The sequence below is a fragment of the bacterium genome, assembly GCA_016699045.1.
Classification (GTDB): domain Bacteria; phylum Babelota; class Babeliae; order Babelales; family RVW-14; genus AaIE-18.
The window spans coordinates 1,261,981-1,282,146 of sequence record CP064957.1; the positions used below are offsets into that span (position 1 = coordinate 1,261,981).

General features: G+C 38.6%; 13 protein-coding genes. All 13 read left to right on the plus strand.

Annotation, left to right across the window (positions count from 1 at the left end):
* Complete coding sequence (locus tag IPF37_05850) at window positions 1-768, plus strand: hypothetical protein (GenBank protein ID QQR49045.1); 768 nt, start codon at window positions 1-3, stop codon at window positions 766-768.
* A gap of 314 nt (window positions 769-1,082) precedes the next feature.
* Entirely contained in the window at window positions 1,083-1,799 is a 717-nt protein-coding gene (locus IPF37_05855) for a hypothetical protein (GenBank protein ID QQR49046.1), read from the plus strand.
* Between the two features lie 269 nt (window positions 1,800-2,068).
* Window positions 2,069-5,218 (plus strand): hypothetical protein, encoded by a 3,150-nt coding sequence (locus IPF37_05860; protein QQR49047.1) that lies wholly within the window; start codon window positions 2,069-2,071, stop codon window positions 5,216-5,218.
* A 187-nt stretch (window positions 5,219-5,405) separates the two neighbouring features.
* Window positions 5,406-7,655, plus strand: coding sequence for a hypothetical protein (locus IPF37_05865; protein ID QQR49048.1), 2,250 nt, complete (start codon window positions 5,406-5,408; stop codon window positions 7,653-7,655).
* Between the two features lie 122 nt (window positions 7,656-7,777).
* Window positions 7,778-10,891, plus strand: a complete 3,114-nt coding sequence (locus IPF37_05870; GenBank protein ID QQR49049.1) for a hypothetical protein — start codon at window positions 7,778-7,780, stop codon at window positions 10,889-10,891.
* Between the two features lie 215 nt (window positions 10,892-11,106).
* The gene (locus IPF37_05875; protein ID QQR49050.1) at window positions 11,107-12,477 is read left to right on the plus strand and encodes a hypothetical protein; all 1,371 of its coding nucleotides are present in this window, start codon (window positions 11,107-11,109) and stop codon (window positions 12,475-12,477) included.
* Window positions 12,478-12,512: 35 nt separating this feature from the next.
* Window positions 12,513-12,878 (plus strand): hypothetical protein, encoded by a 366-nt coding sequence (locus tag IPF37_05880; protein QQR49051.1) that lies wholly within the window; start codon window positions 12,513-12,515, stop codon window positions 12,876-12,878.
* Between the two features lie 82 nt (window positions 12,879-12,960).
* Entirely contained in the window at window positions 12,961-14,541 is a 1,581-nt protein-coding gene (locus IPF37_05885) for a hypothetical protein (protein ID QQR49052.1), read from the plus strand.
* 16 nt (window positions 14,542-14,557) lie between these two features.
* Window positions 14,558-15,316: a hypothetical protein gene (locus IPF37_05890; protein ID QQR49053.1), complete on the plus strand. Its 759-nt coding sequence runs from the start codon at window positions 14,558-14,560 to the stop codon at window positions 15,314-15,316.
* Between the two features lie 11 nt (window positions 15,317-15,327).
* Window positions 15,328-16,584, plus strand: a complete 1,257-nt coding sequence (locus IPF37_05895; GenBank protein ID QQR49054.1) for a hypothetical protein — start codon at window positions 15,328-15,330, stop codon at window positions 16,582-16,584.
* 45 nt (window positions 16,585-16,629) lie between these two features.
* Window positions 16,630-18,630, plus strand: a complete 2,001-nt coding sequence (locus IPF37_05900; GenBank protein QQR49055.1) for a hypothetical protein — start codon at window positions 16,630-16,632, stop codon at window positions 18,628-18,630.
* A 62-nt stretch (window positions 18,631-18,692) separates the two neighbouring features.
* Window positions 18,693-19,436: a metallophosphoesterase gene (locus IPF37_05905; GenBank protein QQR49056.1), complete on the plus strand. Its 744-nt coding sequence runs from the start codon at window positions 18,693-18,695 to the stop codon at window positions 19,434-19,436.
* Window positions 19,436-20,149, plus strand: a complete 714-nt coding sequence (locus IPF37_05910; protein QQR49057.1) for a hypothetical protein — start codon at window positions 19,436-19,438, stop codon at window positions 20,147-20,149. The genes IPF37_05905 and IPF37_05910 overlap by 1 nt, the downstream gene beginning before the upstream one ends.
* Window positions 20,150-20,166: the final 17 nt, after the last annotated feature.

Sequence of the window (20,166 nt, forward strand, 5' to 3'; positions counted from 1 at the left end):
ATGAAGAGAAGAAGTATATTATTTTTGTTGTCCTTTGGCATGTTGCTTGGCAATGCCGTAGTACATGCTGACGATTGTGGCAGCGGAAAAGAAGCACGCGAGCAAAAGCGCCTACGTGACCAAGCCCGGCATAAACAAGAGGCGGCAGAAAAAAAAGCTAAGGCTGAAAAGAAAAAGCAAGAACAAGAACGCAAAAAACAAGAATGTGCTGCCGCGCGCGAACGTAAACGCATGGAACGCGAAGCATGTAAGCGTGATAAAGAAGCAAAAGCACGCATAGAAAAAGAAAAAAAACGTCTTGAAAATGAACGTAAGTGTCGCATGAACAAAGAGCGCATGGAAGCTGAACTTAACCATCGCGAAGCGTATCGCGAATCACAAAAACGTCTTGCAATGCAATGGAAAGAAATGCGCCACAAAGAAGTGACGCAAGAATATCAAGATGGTAAATATGCTAATTTGTACAAACAACCAGCATGGCCAACCTACGCAACGTACGTAAAACATAAGCACCTTTTCAACATCGGCACTGAGTATCGCTATGAAACCGATGCGTACGACGTTGATGGTAACAACCGCGATATTACCATTTTGCCTTTCGGTCAAGGCCCAATTGCTGTTAAAGACATTTTGCTGGTAAGTAAGTTGATTTCTGAACACCTGCTCGTGCCTGGCGATTCGGATATTGGTTCCGCAAATCCCCAATATTTTAGACAACTAGCTGATTGCCCAGTTGTCTTTTTGGTGAATCTGAAGAATGGCGGTTAAACCTTGATCTTGCTCGGTTCATTTGGAAGCGTAATATTGCTGTTGGTATGCAAATGCCTGTTATTTATCAAAAGCATCGTTTGCATGCTAAGCTGGGCGTTAAATCAAAATCAGTTAATTGAGAAACTTAGAGCGGATAGTGATGGTAAGTTGTTGATAGCCCTGATGAAGCATTTTTAGCTCATTATGGTCAAGATGGCAAAAAATTTGTTACTGATATTTTCAATGCAAAAGGCGTAACTGATTTTGGCGGTAGCGCTGGCGGCTTGGGCGATATTACATTCTTTACCCATGTATATCTTGATTCTGTGTATGTGGACAAGCTTATGACTGGTTTGCGTTTGGTTATCCCAACTGCTGGTCGTCAAGCACAAAACAAGTTGTGGGGACCAGAACTTGGTAATGGCGGCTTCTTTGAACTTGGTTGGTTTATGAATACCATCTATTCTTATAAGAGTTACTTTAATCCACATTTCTTTTCACAAATTTCTGGCACATTACTTGAAGCTCGTGTAAAACGTAGAATTCCAAAAAAATTGTCAGCAGTGAATGATACTAATATTAATGCTTCTTTTCTAGATTTAAGCAATAACGATGCTTTGACTTCAGATACATTTGTTTTTGGTGAGCGCGTTTTATTGTTTGATGGTGCTAAGATCGATGGTCGTTATGACTCAACACACCGCGGCTTGGCCGACAACGTAGCAGATTTCAAGTTGCGCAAAGGTATTGAATCTGTTTTCAGAGTTGGTAACATTTTTGAAAAATTCGTTCTTCGTCGTGCGTTCATGGACTTGTACTATGAAGGTTATTTCAAATGGGAAGATGACTTTAGCGACCTTGACGAAGAACTTTGGTTGACTGATGTTATTGAAGAAAACACGCAACGCGTTGCTCATAAAGTTGGTCTTGAGTTTAACTATCAATTTGATTGTGGCACTCGTTTGAAGACTGGCATGGAATATGTTTTTGCTGGTGTTAATACGCCAAAAACATTTACGGCAACTCTTAATTTAAATTATTCATTCTAAAAAATTAATAAAGCTGCCCGTTTGAGTAGGCGGGCAGCTTTATTTTATTAAAAAAATGAAGAAACAAAAAATCGATGAATATACCCAGTAGGTCGATTTATCAGATAAGCATTTCTGCTTTATCTTTTCTAAATTTAACCATATTTGCAAGATTGAAAGGAGGCCTGATTTTTTCAAGGTCTTAAAAGACTATTTTTGGTTATACCAAAATGAGTGTCCTTAAAAAGGTGTGTATAGTGAAATGAGAAAAAGGGAGTAGGGAGACTGATATGATACAGATACGTTGTAGAAGATTAATAGTTCCGTGGTTGATTGGTATATCTTGTTTATCAACAACCAGTGCGTGGGGTACGGGGCTAAATTTTTCTAATCGTTCTTCAACTATTGTCATTGACCCAGCAACATCGCGTATCCGCCTTGGTAAGGTTGCAAGTGTGATGGGTTGGTCAGAAAATTCTATTTTGAAGTCATTTGGTTGCAATGCACCAACAACGTGGACAGAATCGTACACGGCTGGTGTTGAGCTTGGTAATGGCCGTCGTTTACCAACTACCAATTTGGTAGATAGTAACAGTAACGCTATTAATAAATTGAGTGCGGTTACGGGGAGCTTGTCTACCAACAATAGTAACGCTATTGTTAATTTGGCTGCGCAGGTTAGAGTTAACAGTAATGCAGCTGCTTATGGTATCAAAAATAATAGTAACACTATTAGTAGATATGCAATTCTCGTGAAGCAAAACAGTAACGCGATTGTCAATTTAAGTAACACCACAGGGACTTTAGCGATCAACAACAGTAATGCGATTGTTGCTAAGTGCCCACTCATTATGGCCAATAGCAATGCGATAATTCTGTTGAAGAGTCAAGTAAGGACCAATAGTAACGCAGCTGTTTATGGCATAAAGAATAACAGTAATGCTATTGTGTGGCTTACCCAGCAAGTCAGAGTAAACAGTAATGCGGCAATGTACGGTATAAAGAATAACAGTAATGCAATTTTGTCAGTTGCTCAAATGTCCACACAATTGATTGTGAACAACAGTAACGCGATTATTCTGAAGTGCCAACAAATAATGGAAAACAGTAACGCGATTTTGCTGTTAAAGAGTCAAGTAAGAACCAATAGTAACGCAGCGATGTATGGCATCAAGAACAATAGTAATTCTATTGTGTGGCTTACTAAGCAAGTAAGAGTAAACAGTAATGCGGCAATGTACGGCATAAAGAATAACAGTAATGCAATTTTGTCAGTTGCTCAAATGTCCACACAATTGATTGTGAACAACAGTAATGCGATTATTCTGAAGTGCCAACAAATAATGGAAAACAGTAACGCGATTTTGCTGTTGAAGAGTCAAGTAAGAACCAATAGTAACGCAGCTGTTTATGGCATCAAGAACAATAGTAATTCTATTGTGTGGCTTACTAAGCAAGTAAGAGTAAACAGTAATGCGGCAATGTACGGCATAAAGAATAACAGTAATGCAATTTTGTCAGTTGCTCAAATGTCCACACAATTGATTGTGAACAACAGTAATGCGATTATTCTGAAGTGCCAACAAATAATGGAAAACAGTAACGCGATTTTGCTGTTGAAGAGTCAAGTAAGAACCAATAGTAACGCAGCTGTTTATGGCATCAAGAACAATAGTAATTCTATTGTGTGGCTTACTAAGCAAGTAAGAGTAAACAGTAATGCGGCAATGTACGGCATAAAGAATAACAGTAATGCAATTTTGTCAGTTGCTCAAATGTCCACACAATTGATTGTGAACAACAGTAATGCGATTATTCTGAAGTGCCAACAAATAATGGAAAACAGTAACGCGATTTTGCTGTTGAAGAGTCAAGTAAGAACCAACAGTAACGCAGCTGTTTATGGCATCAAGAACAATAGTAATTCTATTGTGTGGCTTACTCAGCAAGTAAGAGTAAACAGTAATGCGGCAATGTACGGTATAAAGAATAACAGTAATGCAATTTTGTCAGTTGCTCAAATGTCCACACAATTGATTGTGAACAACAGTAACGCGATTATTCTGAAGTGCCAACAAATAATGGAAAACAGTAACGCGATATTGCTGTTAAAGGATCAAGTAAGAACGAATAGTAACGCAGCTGTTTATGGCATCAAAAACAACAGTAATGCGATTATACATTTAGGCAGATTGGTTAAGCAAAACAGTAATGCTATTGTTAATTTTGCCAATACAACAACAACATTGTCAGTCAACAACAGTAATGCTATTGCTGCGCTCAATCCATTGATAAAACAAAATAGCAGTGCAATTATTGTGTTAAAGAGTCAAGTAAGAACCAATAGTAACGCAGCGATTTATGGCATTAAGAATAACAGTAATGCTATTATATCGTTAGGTAGAGGCATAACTAATAACAGTAATGCTATTGTGGGTCTTGGTAGACGTATCACCAACAATAGTAATGCTATTGTGTTACTTGATACCTACGTCAAGATCTATCCACAAACAGTTAGCTATTCTTCTAATGCTTCATTGTGTAAATTAATTTATTACAAGAATGGCTTTAACGTTTCTGCTGGTATAACCTTGATGCTTAATAACCCAATTGCTATAGAAGGTCCGCTTAACTTGAACAACACCGGTATCTTAGCATTTGGTGATGATATTTATTTTGGATCAAAAGTACGCTTTACCAACGGTGGTTATTTGAGTGGTAATGGTAATACCTTGGTACTTACAGGTAGCTTGGCTATTCCAGCTGGCAAAAACATTCGTATAACAAGTGATTTGATGATTGATGGTCAAGGAAATCATCTTATTCTTGAGGCAGGCTCTTCATTAATTGTATCAACTGGTGTAACACTGACGCTGAAGAATATGGACATTAATAACTTGTCTGGCGCACAAATCGATCTTGAAGGAGCAGGTACGGCGAGATTGGCTCTGCAAGAAGTGACGGTACATCTTGATGGAGACTTTAATTTTGCCGATGGACGTTTATTTATTCAAGATGATGTTCGTTTCTTTGGTCCAAATAAGTTCATTTATGAATCAATGTTCCCAATGACTATTAGTGCAGGTTCGGCTCTGGTTGTTGATGCCAATGCCGTATTTAGATATATACCTGGTGGTGGTTCAAGTCATACAGACCGTACGTTAATGAGATTTGCGGATAGTACAGCATTCTTGTACTTCAATTCTTCTACCTTTGAATGTCCAGTAAATGGTGTACAGTTGAATCAGGGTAACTTGGTATTTGAAAACAAGGTCTTTATCAAGAACTACCTTGCTGATGGTACAACACCGAACATAGATCGTACAAAGGCGGTAACGGTTGGTGATGGTACAACAGCAGCCAATGACGCTAATGTTATGGTATTGTCTGGTGCGCATGTCGAAGTAATTGGGTACTTCGATTATAACAACGCGGCATAACACTTAATCTAGTTTCTGAAAAAAGGGGAGGGGCAGCTTGTAAGAGTCGCCCCTCCCTTTTTTGATTGGGCAAGTCCAACGAAGGTCTCTTTTGTGATGTCTTGACTCTCTCATCTCAATTTGTATACATTGAAATTTATGGTGGGAAGGGGCTCATCAGATTTTTTATCAAAAGGGGCTGGGGATTATGAATTATAATATTCAATCTGTAATTCGTATTGTTTTTTTTATTTTTCTATCCGTAAATAATATATACACTCTTACGTTTGTAAATCGTGAGTCTTCTTTTATATTGCATACGGTTGGCGGTATTACTTCACGCTTTCGCTTGGGGCCATCAACCGTGAATGGTTGGAGTGATGGTTCTATTCGCAAGGATAATAATATTTCTCAGTTTAATTTGCGTAATGAAGCATTTAATAGTGGCGGGGACTATATTATTACCTCAAGCTCAGCTCGTGAAGACCTGGTGAACAGTAATAGTAATGCCATTGTTAAGTTGGCGGTCAGTGGTAGCGACTTGGCAATAAACAATAGCAATCTGCTAAATGTCCTGGCGCCGCTGGTAAAACAGAGCAGTAATGCAATCAATGCCATTGAAAAAACATCCAACTTGGCGGTGCTTGTTAGAACGACGAGTAACACGGTTAATATTGCAACGCCATTGATAGTTCAGAATAGTAATGCGATTAATGCGTTTGGTACGACATCTAACTTTGCAGTGTTGGTTAGAACGACAAGTAATACGGTTAATGTGATGACGCCGCTGGTTAAACAAAATAGTAATGCCATTGTTGAATTGGCGGTTAGTGGTAGTGACTTGGCAATAAACAATAGCAATTTGCTCAATGTTCTGGCGCCGCTGGTAAAACAGAGCAGTAACGCAATTAATGCGCTTGAAAAGACGTCCAACTTGGCGGGGCTGGTTAGAACGACAAGTAACACGGTTAATATTGCAATGCCGTTGGTTATCCACAATAGTAATGCGATTAATGCGTTTGAAACGACTTCTAACTTTGCAACGTTGGTTCGAACGACAAGTAATACGGTTAACCTAGTAACACCGCTGGTTAAACAAAACAGTAATGCCATTGTTGAATTGGCAGCGACGAGTAGTGACTTGGCAATAAACAATAGTAATCTGCTAAATGTTTTGACGCCGCTGGTAAAACAGAGCAGTAATGCAATCAATGCCATTGAAAAAACATCCAACTTGGCGGTGCTTGTTAGAACGACAAGTAACACGGTTAATATTGCAATGCCGTTGGTTATCCACAATAGTAATGCGATTAATGCGTTTGAAACGACTTCTAACTTTGCAACGTTGGTTCGAACAACGAGTAACGCTGTTACCGTAGTTACGCCGCTGGTTAAACAAAACAGTAGTGCCGTTGTTAATTTGGCGGCGACGAGTAGCGATTTAGCAATAAGCAATAGTAATGTAATTAATGTTTTAGCACCATTGGTAAAACAAAACAGTAACGCGATTATAAATAATATTGGGGTCCCAGATACTGACGTTTTTTTTCCATCATATTTCTTTATTTTTGATTATTTCGTTTCTCCTGATAGTTTGTTCCGTACTCATGCCGACGTAACAATTGATGGTGGTGGTCACTTTATGATTTTTGCCCGGAATAAACCTAATACCTTTCAAATTGATCCAGGAACAACGGTGATCTTAACTGACGTTGTATTAAAAGATTTTTCTGATGCGGTGGTACAGCTTGGAGCTGGCTCAAAGTTAATTTTTGGTCCAGGTACCGTTATTGAATTAGCTTCAACAGACACTTTATTAAGAGACTGGTCGTTGTTTGGTAATGTGATTGTTAATGGTAATGGTCATTATCTCAATCTTGCAGGGTATTCTCTTCAGTTAGCGCAAAACGGTAGTCTTGTTTTACAAAATGTGCAGCTTCAAAATGTTGCTGGTAATAATCTTCGGTGTGTGGGTGATGTAGGACTTATAACTCTACAAGGCAGCTCGTTGTATTTGTCGAGTGATTTTAGTTATACCACCGGTTCGTTACGCTTTGACGGAGATGTTGTTATTTCAGGAACATCTTCGTTTAATTATACCAGTAACCAGGCTTCAACGGTCGCTGGCCACTCTTTATTGTTTTTAGATGCTGGTCTTACATTTAAGTATGCTCCGGGTACGGATAATCGTAATTTGATTGTTTTTGAAGATGTGACTTCACGGTTATTCCTTGATGGTTGTACTTTGCTTTCAACAACAACAGGCTTGCGATTAACGAGAGGTACTTTGTTGATTGATAACAAAAATTATTTTTTCAATAGTGGGGCAACGGCACTCTCTGAGGGTATAAGTTTTGGTAACGGTATTATACTTGACGATTTGACCATTAATATTTTACCTGGTGCTTCAATCGTTCTTGAGTCTGGTATTATAAATTACGATAATGTTGGATTATAAGAGCGCGAACATTTTTTGAACAAAGTAAGATACTATTGCAATTATTTTCTTTTGCATGCAAAGATAATTTGTAAGATTTTTGCTGAGTGAAAAAAGGTGTGTACAAAAAGAAGAGAGTGTATATGAAGAAAATGTTAAAAAAAATTATGCTCGGAATGTTTTTGGTTGTTAATGTACCGTTAATGGGTATTCTTGATTTTTCAAGTCGAGAGGCTCATTTTGCATTGAATGGTACAAATTCTAGAATGTTTATCAAAAATCCTTCAGGGATAACTGGTTGGGCTCATGATTCAATTGTGAAGCGTTATGGCAATGTAGCTGCCAATACATGGACTGAAGCTTATGCAAATAATACAACCATTACCTTTGCTGCTGCTCCAACCAATATGGTTTATAATAATAGTAATGCTATCAATAAGCTTGCTTTGTCTGGAGGGGGTGGTTCTTCTGCGCTCAGCATACAAAATAGTAATGCGATAGCTTTGCTTTCACCGCTTATTAAACAGAGCAGTAATACAATTAATAGGTATTCAGCATTGGTAAAGCAAAATAGTAGCACCATTAATAGATATGCAGCGTTGGTAAAGCAAAATAGTAGTACAATAAATAGATATTCAATTTTAGTGAAACAAAACAGTAATACGGCAAATTCTTTTACCGGCTTGAGCGGAACGGTAACGACATTGACTCGGACAACGAGTAACTTGATAAATGTGTTAACGCCGTTGGTAAAACAAACAAGTAATACAATGAGTAGATATGCAGCGTTGGTAAAGCAAAATAGTAGTACAATAAATAGATACTCAATTTTGGTGAAACAAAACAGTAATACGGCAAATTCTTTTACCGGCTTGAGCGGAACAGTAACGACATTGACTCGGACAACGAGTAACTTGATAAATGTGTTAACGCCGTTGGTAAAACAAACAAGTAATACAATTAATAGGTATTCAGCGTTGGTAAAGCAAAATAGTAGTACAATAAATAGATATTCAATTTTAGTGAAACAAAACAGTAATACGGCAAATTCTTTTACCGGCTTGAGCGGAACGGTAACGACATTGACTCGGACAACGAGTAACTTGATAAATGTGTTAACGCCGTTGGTAAAACAAACAAGTAATACAATTAATAGATATGCAGCGTTGGTAAAGCAAAATAGTAATACGGCAAATTCTTTTACCGGCTTGAGCGGAACGGTAACGACATTGACTCGGACAACGAGTAACTTGATAAATGTGTTAACGCCGTTGGTAAAACAAACAAGTAATACAATTAATAGATATGCAGCGTTGGTAAAGCAAAATAGTAATACGGCAAATTCTTTTACCGGCTTGAGCGGAACGGTAACGACATTGACTCGGACAACGAGTAACTTGATAAATGTGTTAACGCCGTTGGTAAAACAAACAAGTAATACAATTAATAGATATGCAGCGTTGGTAAAGCAAAATAGTAATACGGCAAATTCTTTTACCGGCTTGAGCGGAACGGTAACGACATTGACTCGGACAACGAGTAACTTGATAAATGTGTTAACGCCACTGGTAAAACAAACAAGTAATACAATGAGTAGGTATGCGACGTTGGTAAAACAAAACAGTAATACGGCAAATTCTTTTACCGGCCTGAGTGGAACGGTAACAACGCTTGTTCGGACGACGAGTAACTTGATAAATGTGTTAACGCCACTGGTAAAACAAACAAGTAATACGATGAGTAGATATGCGACGTTGGTAAAGCAAAATAGTAATACAACAAATGCCTTTACAGGCCTGAGTGGAACGGTGACAACGCTTGCTCGGACAACAAGTAACTTGATAAATGTGTTAACGCCACTGGTAAAGCAAAGTAGTGGTGCAATTAATAGTTTGGCATCGTTTGTGAGAACAGAAAGTAATGCGATGGTAAGTTTGCAAAAATTTGTAAGAACTGATAGTAATGCGCTTTCATCGCTTACGGTCTTGATAAGAACGACTAGTAATTCGGTAATTTCTGGAGCTGTTTCATCACAATTAACCGTACAAAATAGTAATGCTCTTAATAAATATGCACCACTGGTAAAACAAAATAGTAATGCGATCAATGCGTTGAGTGGTAATAGTAATCTTGCAGTGCTTGTTAGAACCATGAGTAATACGATTGGCGTCTTATCGCCACTGGTCTATCAGAATAGTAATGGTGTTCATAGCTCTTCTTTATTAATTAAGCAAACGAGTAATTCACTTGTAAGTCTTACTACTTTAGTCCGAACAACGAGTAATTCTGTTGTTAAAATAGATGGGGAAGTAGCCACCGTCTTATCAACCGATCTTGATATTTTTACATCAACCTATTCATTTGCCTATGATTTTTCTAATTCGATTGATGCATTATTGCGTATCCACGTATCAACGGTAATTGATGGCAAAGGACATTCTATAAAGTTTGCACGCGATAGTGCCAATATTTTGCAGATATCAGCGGGTGCTATTGTTATTTTGAAAAACGTTGTTCTCAAAGATTTTGATGATTCCCTTGTTCAGTTTGGTGTTGGCTCACAATTAATTTTTGGCAGTGGTACCGTGGTAGAGTTGGCTGATCAATCAACCTTGTCTCGTGATTGGATTTTCCAAGATTCAGCAACATTAAGTGGTGTTGGTAGATCTCTTGATCTTGCAAGTTCATCGATTCAAATTATGCAAGGCGGCACGCTTGCCTTGCGCAATATCTTCTTGGATGGTGTGGGTGGTACAAACCTTCGTTGTGTTGGTAATCATGGTTCTATAATCTTGGATAATGCTAATCTTTTTCTGACTTCTGATTTTTCATTTACGACGGGTGGCTTGTTGTTCGAGCGTGATGTTGTTATTTCCGGTCCACAAATTTTTGCTTATGAGTCTCATGTTGCTTCAACAATCGATGCCGGTTCAAGACTTGTATTTGATATTGGCTCTATTTTTAGCTATGCGCCACTGACGCGTAACTATCGTGATTTAATTCAGATGACTGACGAGACGTCGCAGCTTGTTTTGATGGGTTGTACTTTGAAATCAACAACAACTGGTTTACGTTTGACAAAAGGTAGTTTAGTGGTTGATCATATTGTTTCAGTAGTTAATACAGGTGCTACAAGGCTTTCTCAAGGAATAAGCTTGGGCGATGGCATTATGAGCGATGATCTTACCATTCAATTACTTCCAGGGGCATCGTTAAGTCTTCAATCTGGTATTTTAATTTATGATAACGTAAATTAAATAAAGAATTTTTTAAGCTCTTAAATTAAAAAAGGCTTTGACTCAAATGTGCTTTGAGTTAAGGCCTTTTTTTTATTTTTTCAAAAATATATAACAAATTGTTGCAATCAAAGATTTGTTTTTGAAATGATTAGCATGACAATAAAAGAGACTCAGTGTGAAGATTTTACACGTAGTGGTCAGAACACGCATTATCGTAACCGGGTCAGTAGATTATGATAAAAAAAATTGTTTTTTGTTTTTGTACGATAATAAGCTTGCAGGGCTCATTATGTGCAGTTTTAGATTTTTCAAGTGACGGTTCTCAAATTGTTTTTTCAGATGCTAATGCACGCATGAGACTGAGTAATGTTTCGAGTGTTACTGGTTGGGCTCAGAGATCTATTGTGAATACTTATGGTAATATTCCTGCAAGTTCCTGGACAGAAGGATATGCAAATAATGTGCTTATTGGTTTTCAAGGTGGTGATACTAAGCCGGCAACCAATTTTGTTGATAATAACAGTAATGCTATCAATGCAATTAGTACTGCTACATTGACAACATTAGTGAAACAAAACAGTAATGCTATCAATGCAGGGACTGGTGGTGGTAATACCGCGCTTACCATACAAAACAGTAACTCTATTGTTGTATTATCAACGCAAATAGGATTAGGTAATATTATTGTGAGCACAAGTTCTTATGCTCTAACAAGTGATGTTTCCCTTTCTACCAATCGAACTTTGTTGGTTACTGTTTCAAGTAAAATTGACGGTGGTGGGCATATTATTTCATTTGCTCGCAATGTTTCAAGTGTTTTTACAATTAATGCTGGCTTAAATGTTGTTTTGACAAATGTTATTTTAAGAAATTTTTCTGATACGGCGATTTCTTTGGGAGCTGGTTCTTCGATAACGTTTGGCGATGGTGTAGTGATTGAGCTTGATAAAGATGAGACGCTTTCGCGTAACTGGATTTTTTCCGGGACTTCGTATCTTAATGGCTTTGGGAATCTTCTTAATTTGAGCTTCTTTAATATCTCAATTTTGCAGCCAGGCCGCTTGGTTATGCAAGATCTGTTTGTAAAAAATATGCGTGCCAATAATATTCGTTGTGTTGGCGATAAAGCATCTTTTACGATTCGCAATGCAGCATTGGCATTATCGAGCAATTATACGCTCAGTGTTGGCGGTATGTTTTTTCAACAAGAAGTTATGTTTACCGGAACTAATATTTTTAGTTATGAAACTGGTCAAACGTCAACCATAGATACACAATCTACGCTCTTTTTTGATACAAATTCTACATTTAGTTACGCACCAAAAATCCGCAAGAATCGCGATTTAATTGCCATGACTGATGTGACGTCGCGTTTTTTTGCTCACGGCTGCACTATTCAGTCAACGACAACAGGGTTGCGTTTAACCAAAGGAACCTTGGTTGTTGATGGTAAAGTTGTGTTACAAAATCCTAATGCTGTTTCGTTATCGCAAGGTATTTCATTTGGTAACGGTATTGCTGCCAATGATTTAACGATCAATATTCTTGGCGGGGCCAAACTTGAATTAACATCCGGCGTTCTTCTTTATAACAATTCTATGTAAAAAAAGAGTAAAAATATTTACTGAGTGGGATAAGTATGTTGAAGAAAAGTTTAAGAATACAAGCCATAAGCTTGTTAATAATGAGCTGCGTACATGCGACATTTAATTTTACGAGTGATAAGGCAGTCTTTAAAATTTCTGGCACGTCAAAATTGGCTGTTGTTTCAGGTTTGGCGGTTACTGAGGGGACCTTTGAAAAGGATTCAACAGCTGCGTTGATCGGCCAAAATCTTACTTTTTCTGATGGTACTTTTATTGCTGATGATGTGGCGATATTTTTAACAGGTGATTCTAAATTAGATAGCCTTGGACGTCTGTTGTTAAACGGCAATGATTCATTTAGCGCCGAACAAGGCACGGTGATGCAAGCGGTGTTAGTGAGTGGCAAAATAATAGTTTGATTGGTAGCCCGTATTTTTAAGTTCAGATGCTATTACGTTGCAAGATCGATCAACGACATTGACTCTTGGTATAGAAAGTATCATGAGCAATCACATAAAAATGAATAGTGGCGCGTTATATTTGGGCAGCAACTTAACAATGGGTGATGGTGCTCAATTTACTGGTGGTGGTGGCACAATAGAGTTTAATGACTTTCGATTAGTTATGGGTGGGGAAGATTTGACATGGACAAGTACCAATTTTTTTCTTAACGCAACCGATGTAACGTTGAACAGTAACGTTACCTTGCTTGGTCAATGGGTATTTGATGGCGATGCTAATCTTAATGGGAATGGCTATATACTGGACCTTTCGAGTGGTAGTACCATACGCATAAAAAGTGGGACACGGCTGACGGTTTCTGATTTGACGATTAAAGGGCTTGGGGCGGGTTCGATTGTGTTTGATGATAATTCGGCAGGTATGAATCTGACGAGTGCTAGCATAGAAATGAATGCGCATTATACCATAACGACGGGTGGTTTTAACGCGAATGGTCCAACAACAATTGTCACTAAAGATAAATTTTTAACATTTTCTAATTATGGAACATTAACGGTTGATGGTATTCCGCTTACGTATGAAACGTTGCAATTTGGAGATCTTAATAATATTAAATTTGGCAACGAAGCAATTAATCTTGTATCGCTCAATGGCGGTGTTATTCGCACCATTCGTACCGACCCAATTGGTGGGTATAGTTTTAACAATGAAACAGTAACGTTGAGCCGGCACATTGTGTTGACAGAAATTAAACCAATGACAATTACTGGCAATGTAACGGTTATTGGAGCGGGCAACCCGATAGGGATTGGTCATACACAAAATCCTGTTATATTGCTAAATCCGGGTTCAAAATTGACGCTGAAGCAAACGGTAATTCTTGAGTGGGGACCACAAAATATTTTATTTGGTGCAGGATCAAATATTGAATTTGGAGACAAGACAAAAGTTGAATTAGGAAAAAATGGTTCGCTGAATTTTACCATGACCTTTCGAGGAGATTGTGTGTTGAAGGGGTTTGGTTACATTCTTGATTTGGGCACAACCGGCAGTATTGTGCTGGCGCCTACACCAGGTACTAATTTAATTTTAGCTGATTTGACGATTAAAAATATTGCAGGAACCAATATTCGTGCGATGGACCGAACGGGTACTTTTACCATACAAAATGTGAATTGGGTACAAGCGGCTGCCTATACGTTTACGACGGGTCATTTTGATGTTTTGGACAATTGGGCGATTACCGGCAAAAGTCCGTTTATTTATAATACCGATCGTATAAGTACCATTTATGGTGGTGGTAATATGTTGTTTGGTGAGGAAACCACACTCTTTTATAATCCGCGAATAAACAATCGACAAGCATTATTCTTGCGTGATTCAAATGCTTATTTATCTTTCAATGGAACATCACTTGTTTCATCAACAACGGGCTTGCGTTTAACGACGGGAACCTTAGTTATTGATGATAGAGTAAAAGTATCAAATTCAGCAGTGAGTTTATCCCAGGCGATTGCTTTTGGTAATGGGATTGCTGCAAATGATTTGACTGTGCATCTTTATCCTGCTGCAAGTCTTGATTTGACGGCTGGTTTGTTATCTTATGAAAATACCTACTAATAAAAAAAGGATAACCATGAAGAGGCGTTTCCTGTGGCTTATTACTTGTATTTTGTTAATGAGTACGGCACAGGCATTTATTAAATTTGGTAGTGATGGATCGGTTGTTAAAGTGTCTGGTACTGCCACTTTGAACGTTGCTTCCAATGTAACGGTTTCTGAAGGTACCTTTGAAAAGGATTCAACAGCTGCTTTAACCGGACAAAATCTTACTTTTTCTGATGGTACTTTTATTACTGACGATGTGGCGATATTTTTAACAGGTGATTCTAAGTTAGACAATCTTGGACGTCTGTTGTTAAACGGCAATGATTCATTTAGCGCCGAACAAGGCACGGTGATGCAAGCGGTGTTAGTGAGTGGCAAAAATAATAGTTTGATTGGTAGCCCGTATTTTTTAAGTTCAGATGCTATTACGTTGCAAGATCGATCAACGACATTGACTCTTGGTATAGAAAGTATCATGAGCAATCACATAAAAATGAATAGTGGCGCGTTATATTTGGGCAGCAACTTAACAATGGGTGATGGTGCTCAATTTACTGGTGGTGGTGGCACAATAGAGTTTAATGACTTTCGATTAGTTATGGGTGGGGAAGATTTGACATGGACAAGTACCAATTTTTTTCTTAACGCAACCGATGTAACGTTGAACAGTAACGTTACCTTGCTTGGTCAATGGGTATTTGATGGCGATGCTAATCTTAATGGGAATGGCTATATACTGGACCTTTCGAGTGGTAGTACCATACGCATAAAAGTGGGACACAGCTGACGGTTTCTGATTTGACGATTAAAGGGCTTGGGGCGGGTTCGATTGTGTTTGATGATAATTCGGCAGGTATGAATCTGACGAGTGCTAGCATAGAAATGAATGCGCATTATACCATAACAACGGGTGGTTTTAACGCGAATGGTCCAACAACAATTGTCACTAAAGATAAATTTTTAACATTTTCTAATTATGGAACATTAACGGTTGATGGTATTCCGCTTACGTATGAAACGTTGCAATTTGGAGATCTTAATAATATTAAATTTGGCAACGAAGCAATTAATCTTGTATCGCTCAATGGCGGTGTTATTCGCACCATTCGTACCGACCCAATTGGTGGGTATAGTTTTAACAATGAAACAGTAACGTTGAGCCGGCACATTGTGTTGACAGAAATTAAACCAATGACGATTACGGGAAATGTAACGGTTATTGGAGCGGGCAACCCGATAGGGATTGGGCATACGCAAAATCCGGTAATATTGCTTAATCCAGGTTCAAAATTAACGCTGAAGCAAACAGTACTTCTTGAATGGGGTCCACAAAATATTCTTTTTGGTGCCGGGTCAAATATTGAATTTGGTGATAAGACAAAACTTGAATTAGGAAAAAATGGTTCGCTTAATTTTACCATGACTTTTCGTGGTGATTGTGTATTGAAGGGTTTTGGTTACATTCTTGATTTGGGCACAACCGGCAGTATTGTGCTGGCGCCTACACCAGGTACTAATTTAATTTTAGCTGATCTTACGATTAAAAATATTTCAGGAACAAATATTCGTGCGATGGACCGAACGGGTACTTTTACGATACAAAATGTGAATTGGGTACAAGCGTCAACGTATACGTTTACGACTGGTCATTTTGATGTTTTGGACAATTGGGTGATCGCTGGCCAAAGTCCGTTTATTTATAATACCGATCGTGTCAGTACCATTTATGGTGGCGGTAATATGTTATTTGGCGAAGCAACCACACTCTTTTATAATCCGCGAACGAATAATCGACAAGCATTGGTCTTGCGTGATTCAAACGCTTATCTATCTTTCAATGGTACATCACTTGTTTCATCAACAACGGGTTTGCGTTTAACGACGGGAACCTTAGTTATTGATGACGTTGTTCAATTTGCAAATTCAGCCACAGCGCTTTCTCAAGCAATTACTTTTGGCGATGGCAATGTATTACGCGATCTTAATGTATTTGTTAAGCCAGGAGCACGTTTAGAGGTTGTATCAGGATTATTGAATTATGAAAATACCCAATAGATATGCAGAGCGAATTTTGAAGTGCAATCAAGAAAGGTGATGATAGTGAAAAGGATCGTAAAAACACTTGTGTTTATAGTACTTTGCATAAATACTGCAAGTTTTGGTAAAGTGAACTTTGCTGGTCAAACATCAGCAATTAAATTACTTAATACGGCAACGTTGAACATTAAAAGTGGTATGAGTATTCAGCATGGTATTTTTGACAAAGGAGCAGATGCCATTGTTACTGGACAAGGGTTAACTTTTCTTGACAGTATCTTTATTAGCGATGGGACTCCTGTATCATTGGTGGGCGATCCACGGCTCGATGCGCAAGCGGTTTTGCATTTAGATGGGAATGATGATTTTGTTGCAGAACCCGGCATTATTATGCAGGCGGTACAAGTTAGCGGCAAAAACAATTATCTTGGTGGTCAACCATCATTTCTTGATACCGATGCCATTACCTTGCAAGATGGTCTGACTACGCTTACGATTGCGTTGCAAAGTGTTCTTGATCAAAATATTGTCCTGAATAATGGGCAACTTTATTTTGGTGGTAACTTAACTTTTGCTGACGATGCGCGCATAAAAGGTGCTGGGTTAGTGAATTTTAATGGTTATCGCCTGACTCTTGGCGGTAATGCTTTGACGTGGAACGATAACACCGGTTTTATTGATGCTTCAGATATTGTGTTAAATGGCGATGTTACGCTTGGTGGGCAGTGGACGTTTAAAGGTGATTCGAATATTAATGGGAATGGTAATATTCTTAATTTGGCTGGCAAGTCGTTGCGCGTAAAAGCTAATACAACGCTGAGCTTGGCTGATATAAAAATTAAGGGATTGGGCTCAGGTAAGATTATTTTTGATGATAACTCTGCGTCAGTCCATCTTTCTCAGGTTGAAATAGAAATGGATGCAAACGTTACGCTGACGGTTGGTGGTATGTATGCTGAAGGCCCAACGACGATTGTGACAAAAAATAGAATATTACGATTCGATAATTATGCTACCTTGACGGTTGACGGTATTGCTTTGACGTACGAACCCCTTGGTTATGCATCTCAAGATAATATTCGTTTTACGGTAACCGCTGATAATTTGAAAAGGCTTAATGCGGGAATTATTCGTCAGTTGTCGTCAACGTTGAGTGGTGGTTTTGATGTAATGGTAACGCCGTCTCTTTCTGGGCCATTATTTATTTCCGATAGCCAGCCATTAGTATCGACTGGTAATAATGTGTTGAATGGGAATGGTAATATTATTTTTGTTTCTTATACCGATAACCCCGTATTTATTGTTGCTAACAATAGCTCGTTAGTTTTGACGAATGTTTTGATTTCTAATTTTAATCCGGATAACGTGCTACTTGGTACTAATGCGCAACTTGTTTTTGGTGATGGATCTAAAATTTTGTTGGGAAATAATGTTGATTTAAAAATTCCGATTATTATTGCTGGCGATGTTGTTTTTGAAGGCCAAGGCCATCTTATGGATTTAGGTTCTACCGGTAGTATTGTGTTGACGACGCAAGGTTCTTCGCTGCTACTGCAAGACATATCATTGGATGGTATTTCTGGTTCGAATATTCAAGCGATGCATAATAGTTGCACCTTTTCGCTTAAAGATGTTTCCTGGTGCCAAGATGCTTACTATAGCTTTACGGTTGGAAATATTGACGTGTTGGGAGATTGGCGTTTGCATGGTGGGAAAGTTTTTTGTTATAAATCGCCGCGTCCAAGTACTATTTTTGATTGTGTTGCCATGATTCTTGATGGCAGACCGACTATGTTTTCTTACGAGCCAACAACAGACAATCGTGATTTATTGGTAATGGCTGGGGGTACTGCCACCATGTCATTGTTGGGTGCTTCATTAAATACCAGTACAACTGGTATGCGGCTAACCAATGGAACGTTATTTGTTGATCAAAAAGTACAGCTTTTTAATGTTGGGGCGGTGTCTCCGTCGCAAGGTTTTAGCTTTGGGAATGGTAATGCAAGCAACGATCTTGCTATTGAGCTGAGTCCAGGAGCTTCCTTGAATTTAAATTCTGTATAAGGCATAAGCTCAAACTAACAACGCCGTTGTTGGTTGGTATAGCTTCAGGCGTAGCTTTAGTGATGGTAGTGTTTTTTCTGATTCCACAGCCTAACTATCGTGAAGGGTTTGAAAATCTTTCGCAGATTAATCAGCATGCGGCCACGCTTGATGAATTGCGTGCGATGGAAGGAAGCAATTTTTCCCGACCTGATTTTTCAAAATACTATGCAACATTTAATTCAACGCTTATCAAGCGATGCAAAGGAAAAATAATACGTATTTTGCGATTATTACATCTTAAAAAAGCGCCGCTATGGTCCGGTAGTTTTTTTAACAATCTTTTGCAAGAAGTGATTGCTGACCGTGAAAAGCGGGGCTGGTCAGCAAAGCCACTGATCCAAAAAGCAGTACTAGATTCACAAAGTCGGGTGGTAATTTTTGGTGATTTACAAGGTGCTTTTCATTCGTTAACACGAGATTTAAATCACCTTAAAACATTGCAAATTATTGATGAACAACTGCGCATTACGCAGCCGAATTATTATATTGTTTTTATCGGCAATGCCATTAATCGCTCTCCCTACACCTTGGAAACGCTTTCAATAATTTTACGCCTGATGCAACGAAATCCAGAGAATGTAATTTATTTGAAAGGCAAGAATGAGTATTATGAGTATTGGAAAGAGCATACGTTGCGGGATGAATTAAAAACAAAAACACGTGATCAGTCGACTAAAAAATATTCAATGGTTAAAGAAGCACAAAAGTTTTTCAAACGTTACCGCTTGGTTTTTATGGTGTTATTGATGCCAATCCATCGGTAGTGGCAGTGCGTATTTCTCCCTACGGTCGTCAGAGCAAAAAAGCTGTTGCAATGGACGAAACAACCTATGCTGATTTTTTAACAAGTCCTTCGCAACAACGTCTTGCAACATTTGATTTAAATACACGTTCTCAAACGGCCCAACAATCAAGTGAGCGGTTGCAAGTCAAAGCGATTGTTCGTGGTATTTCGAAACGTAATAACTATGAACCAACCGATGGTATGTATTTGTTAGGTACCGACGATGGCATAACAGACTGGACATTTCTTTCATGTCCAACGCAGCCGTACCGCATGATCACGATGTTTTTCTTTGATGCGTTTGGCGTTATGTATGGCGATGAAGATATCAATCAGTGGAAGCTTGCACTTTACAACCGCGATATTCGCAAGACGCAAGACCTGGCGTTTAAAATGCGCTGGCAGTTTCTTTTTTCCGGTTATGACGAGCAAGGTCGCATGGTTGCAACTGGTTTGAGTGGCGAAGAGCAGCAGTACGTTAATCAAATTATTCAACAACTCAAAAGCTCTTTTAAAGGCAAAGAAGGCTTGAGTGAAAAAGAATTTTTGGGTCAGTTACAAGCAATTCAGCAAGATCTTGAACGTAAAGGTGTTGCAACACCACAAGAAGGAGCGCAGCCGATAGAAATGCAACAACGTGCAAAACCAGTTGCCGTTGAAGCCGATATTGCTGATGCGGGAGACGCAGACTAACATTCTGTTAACATTTC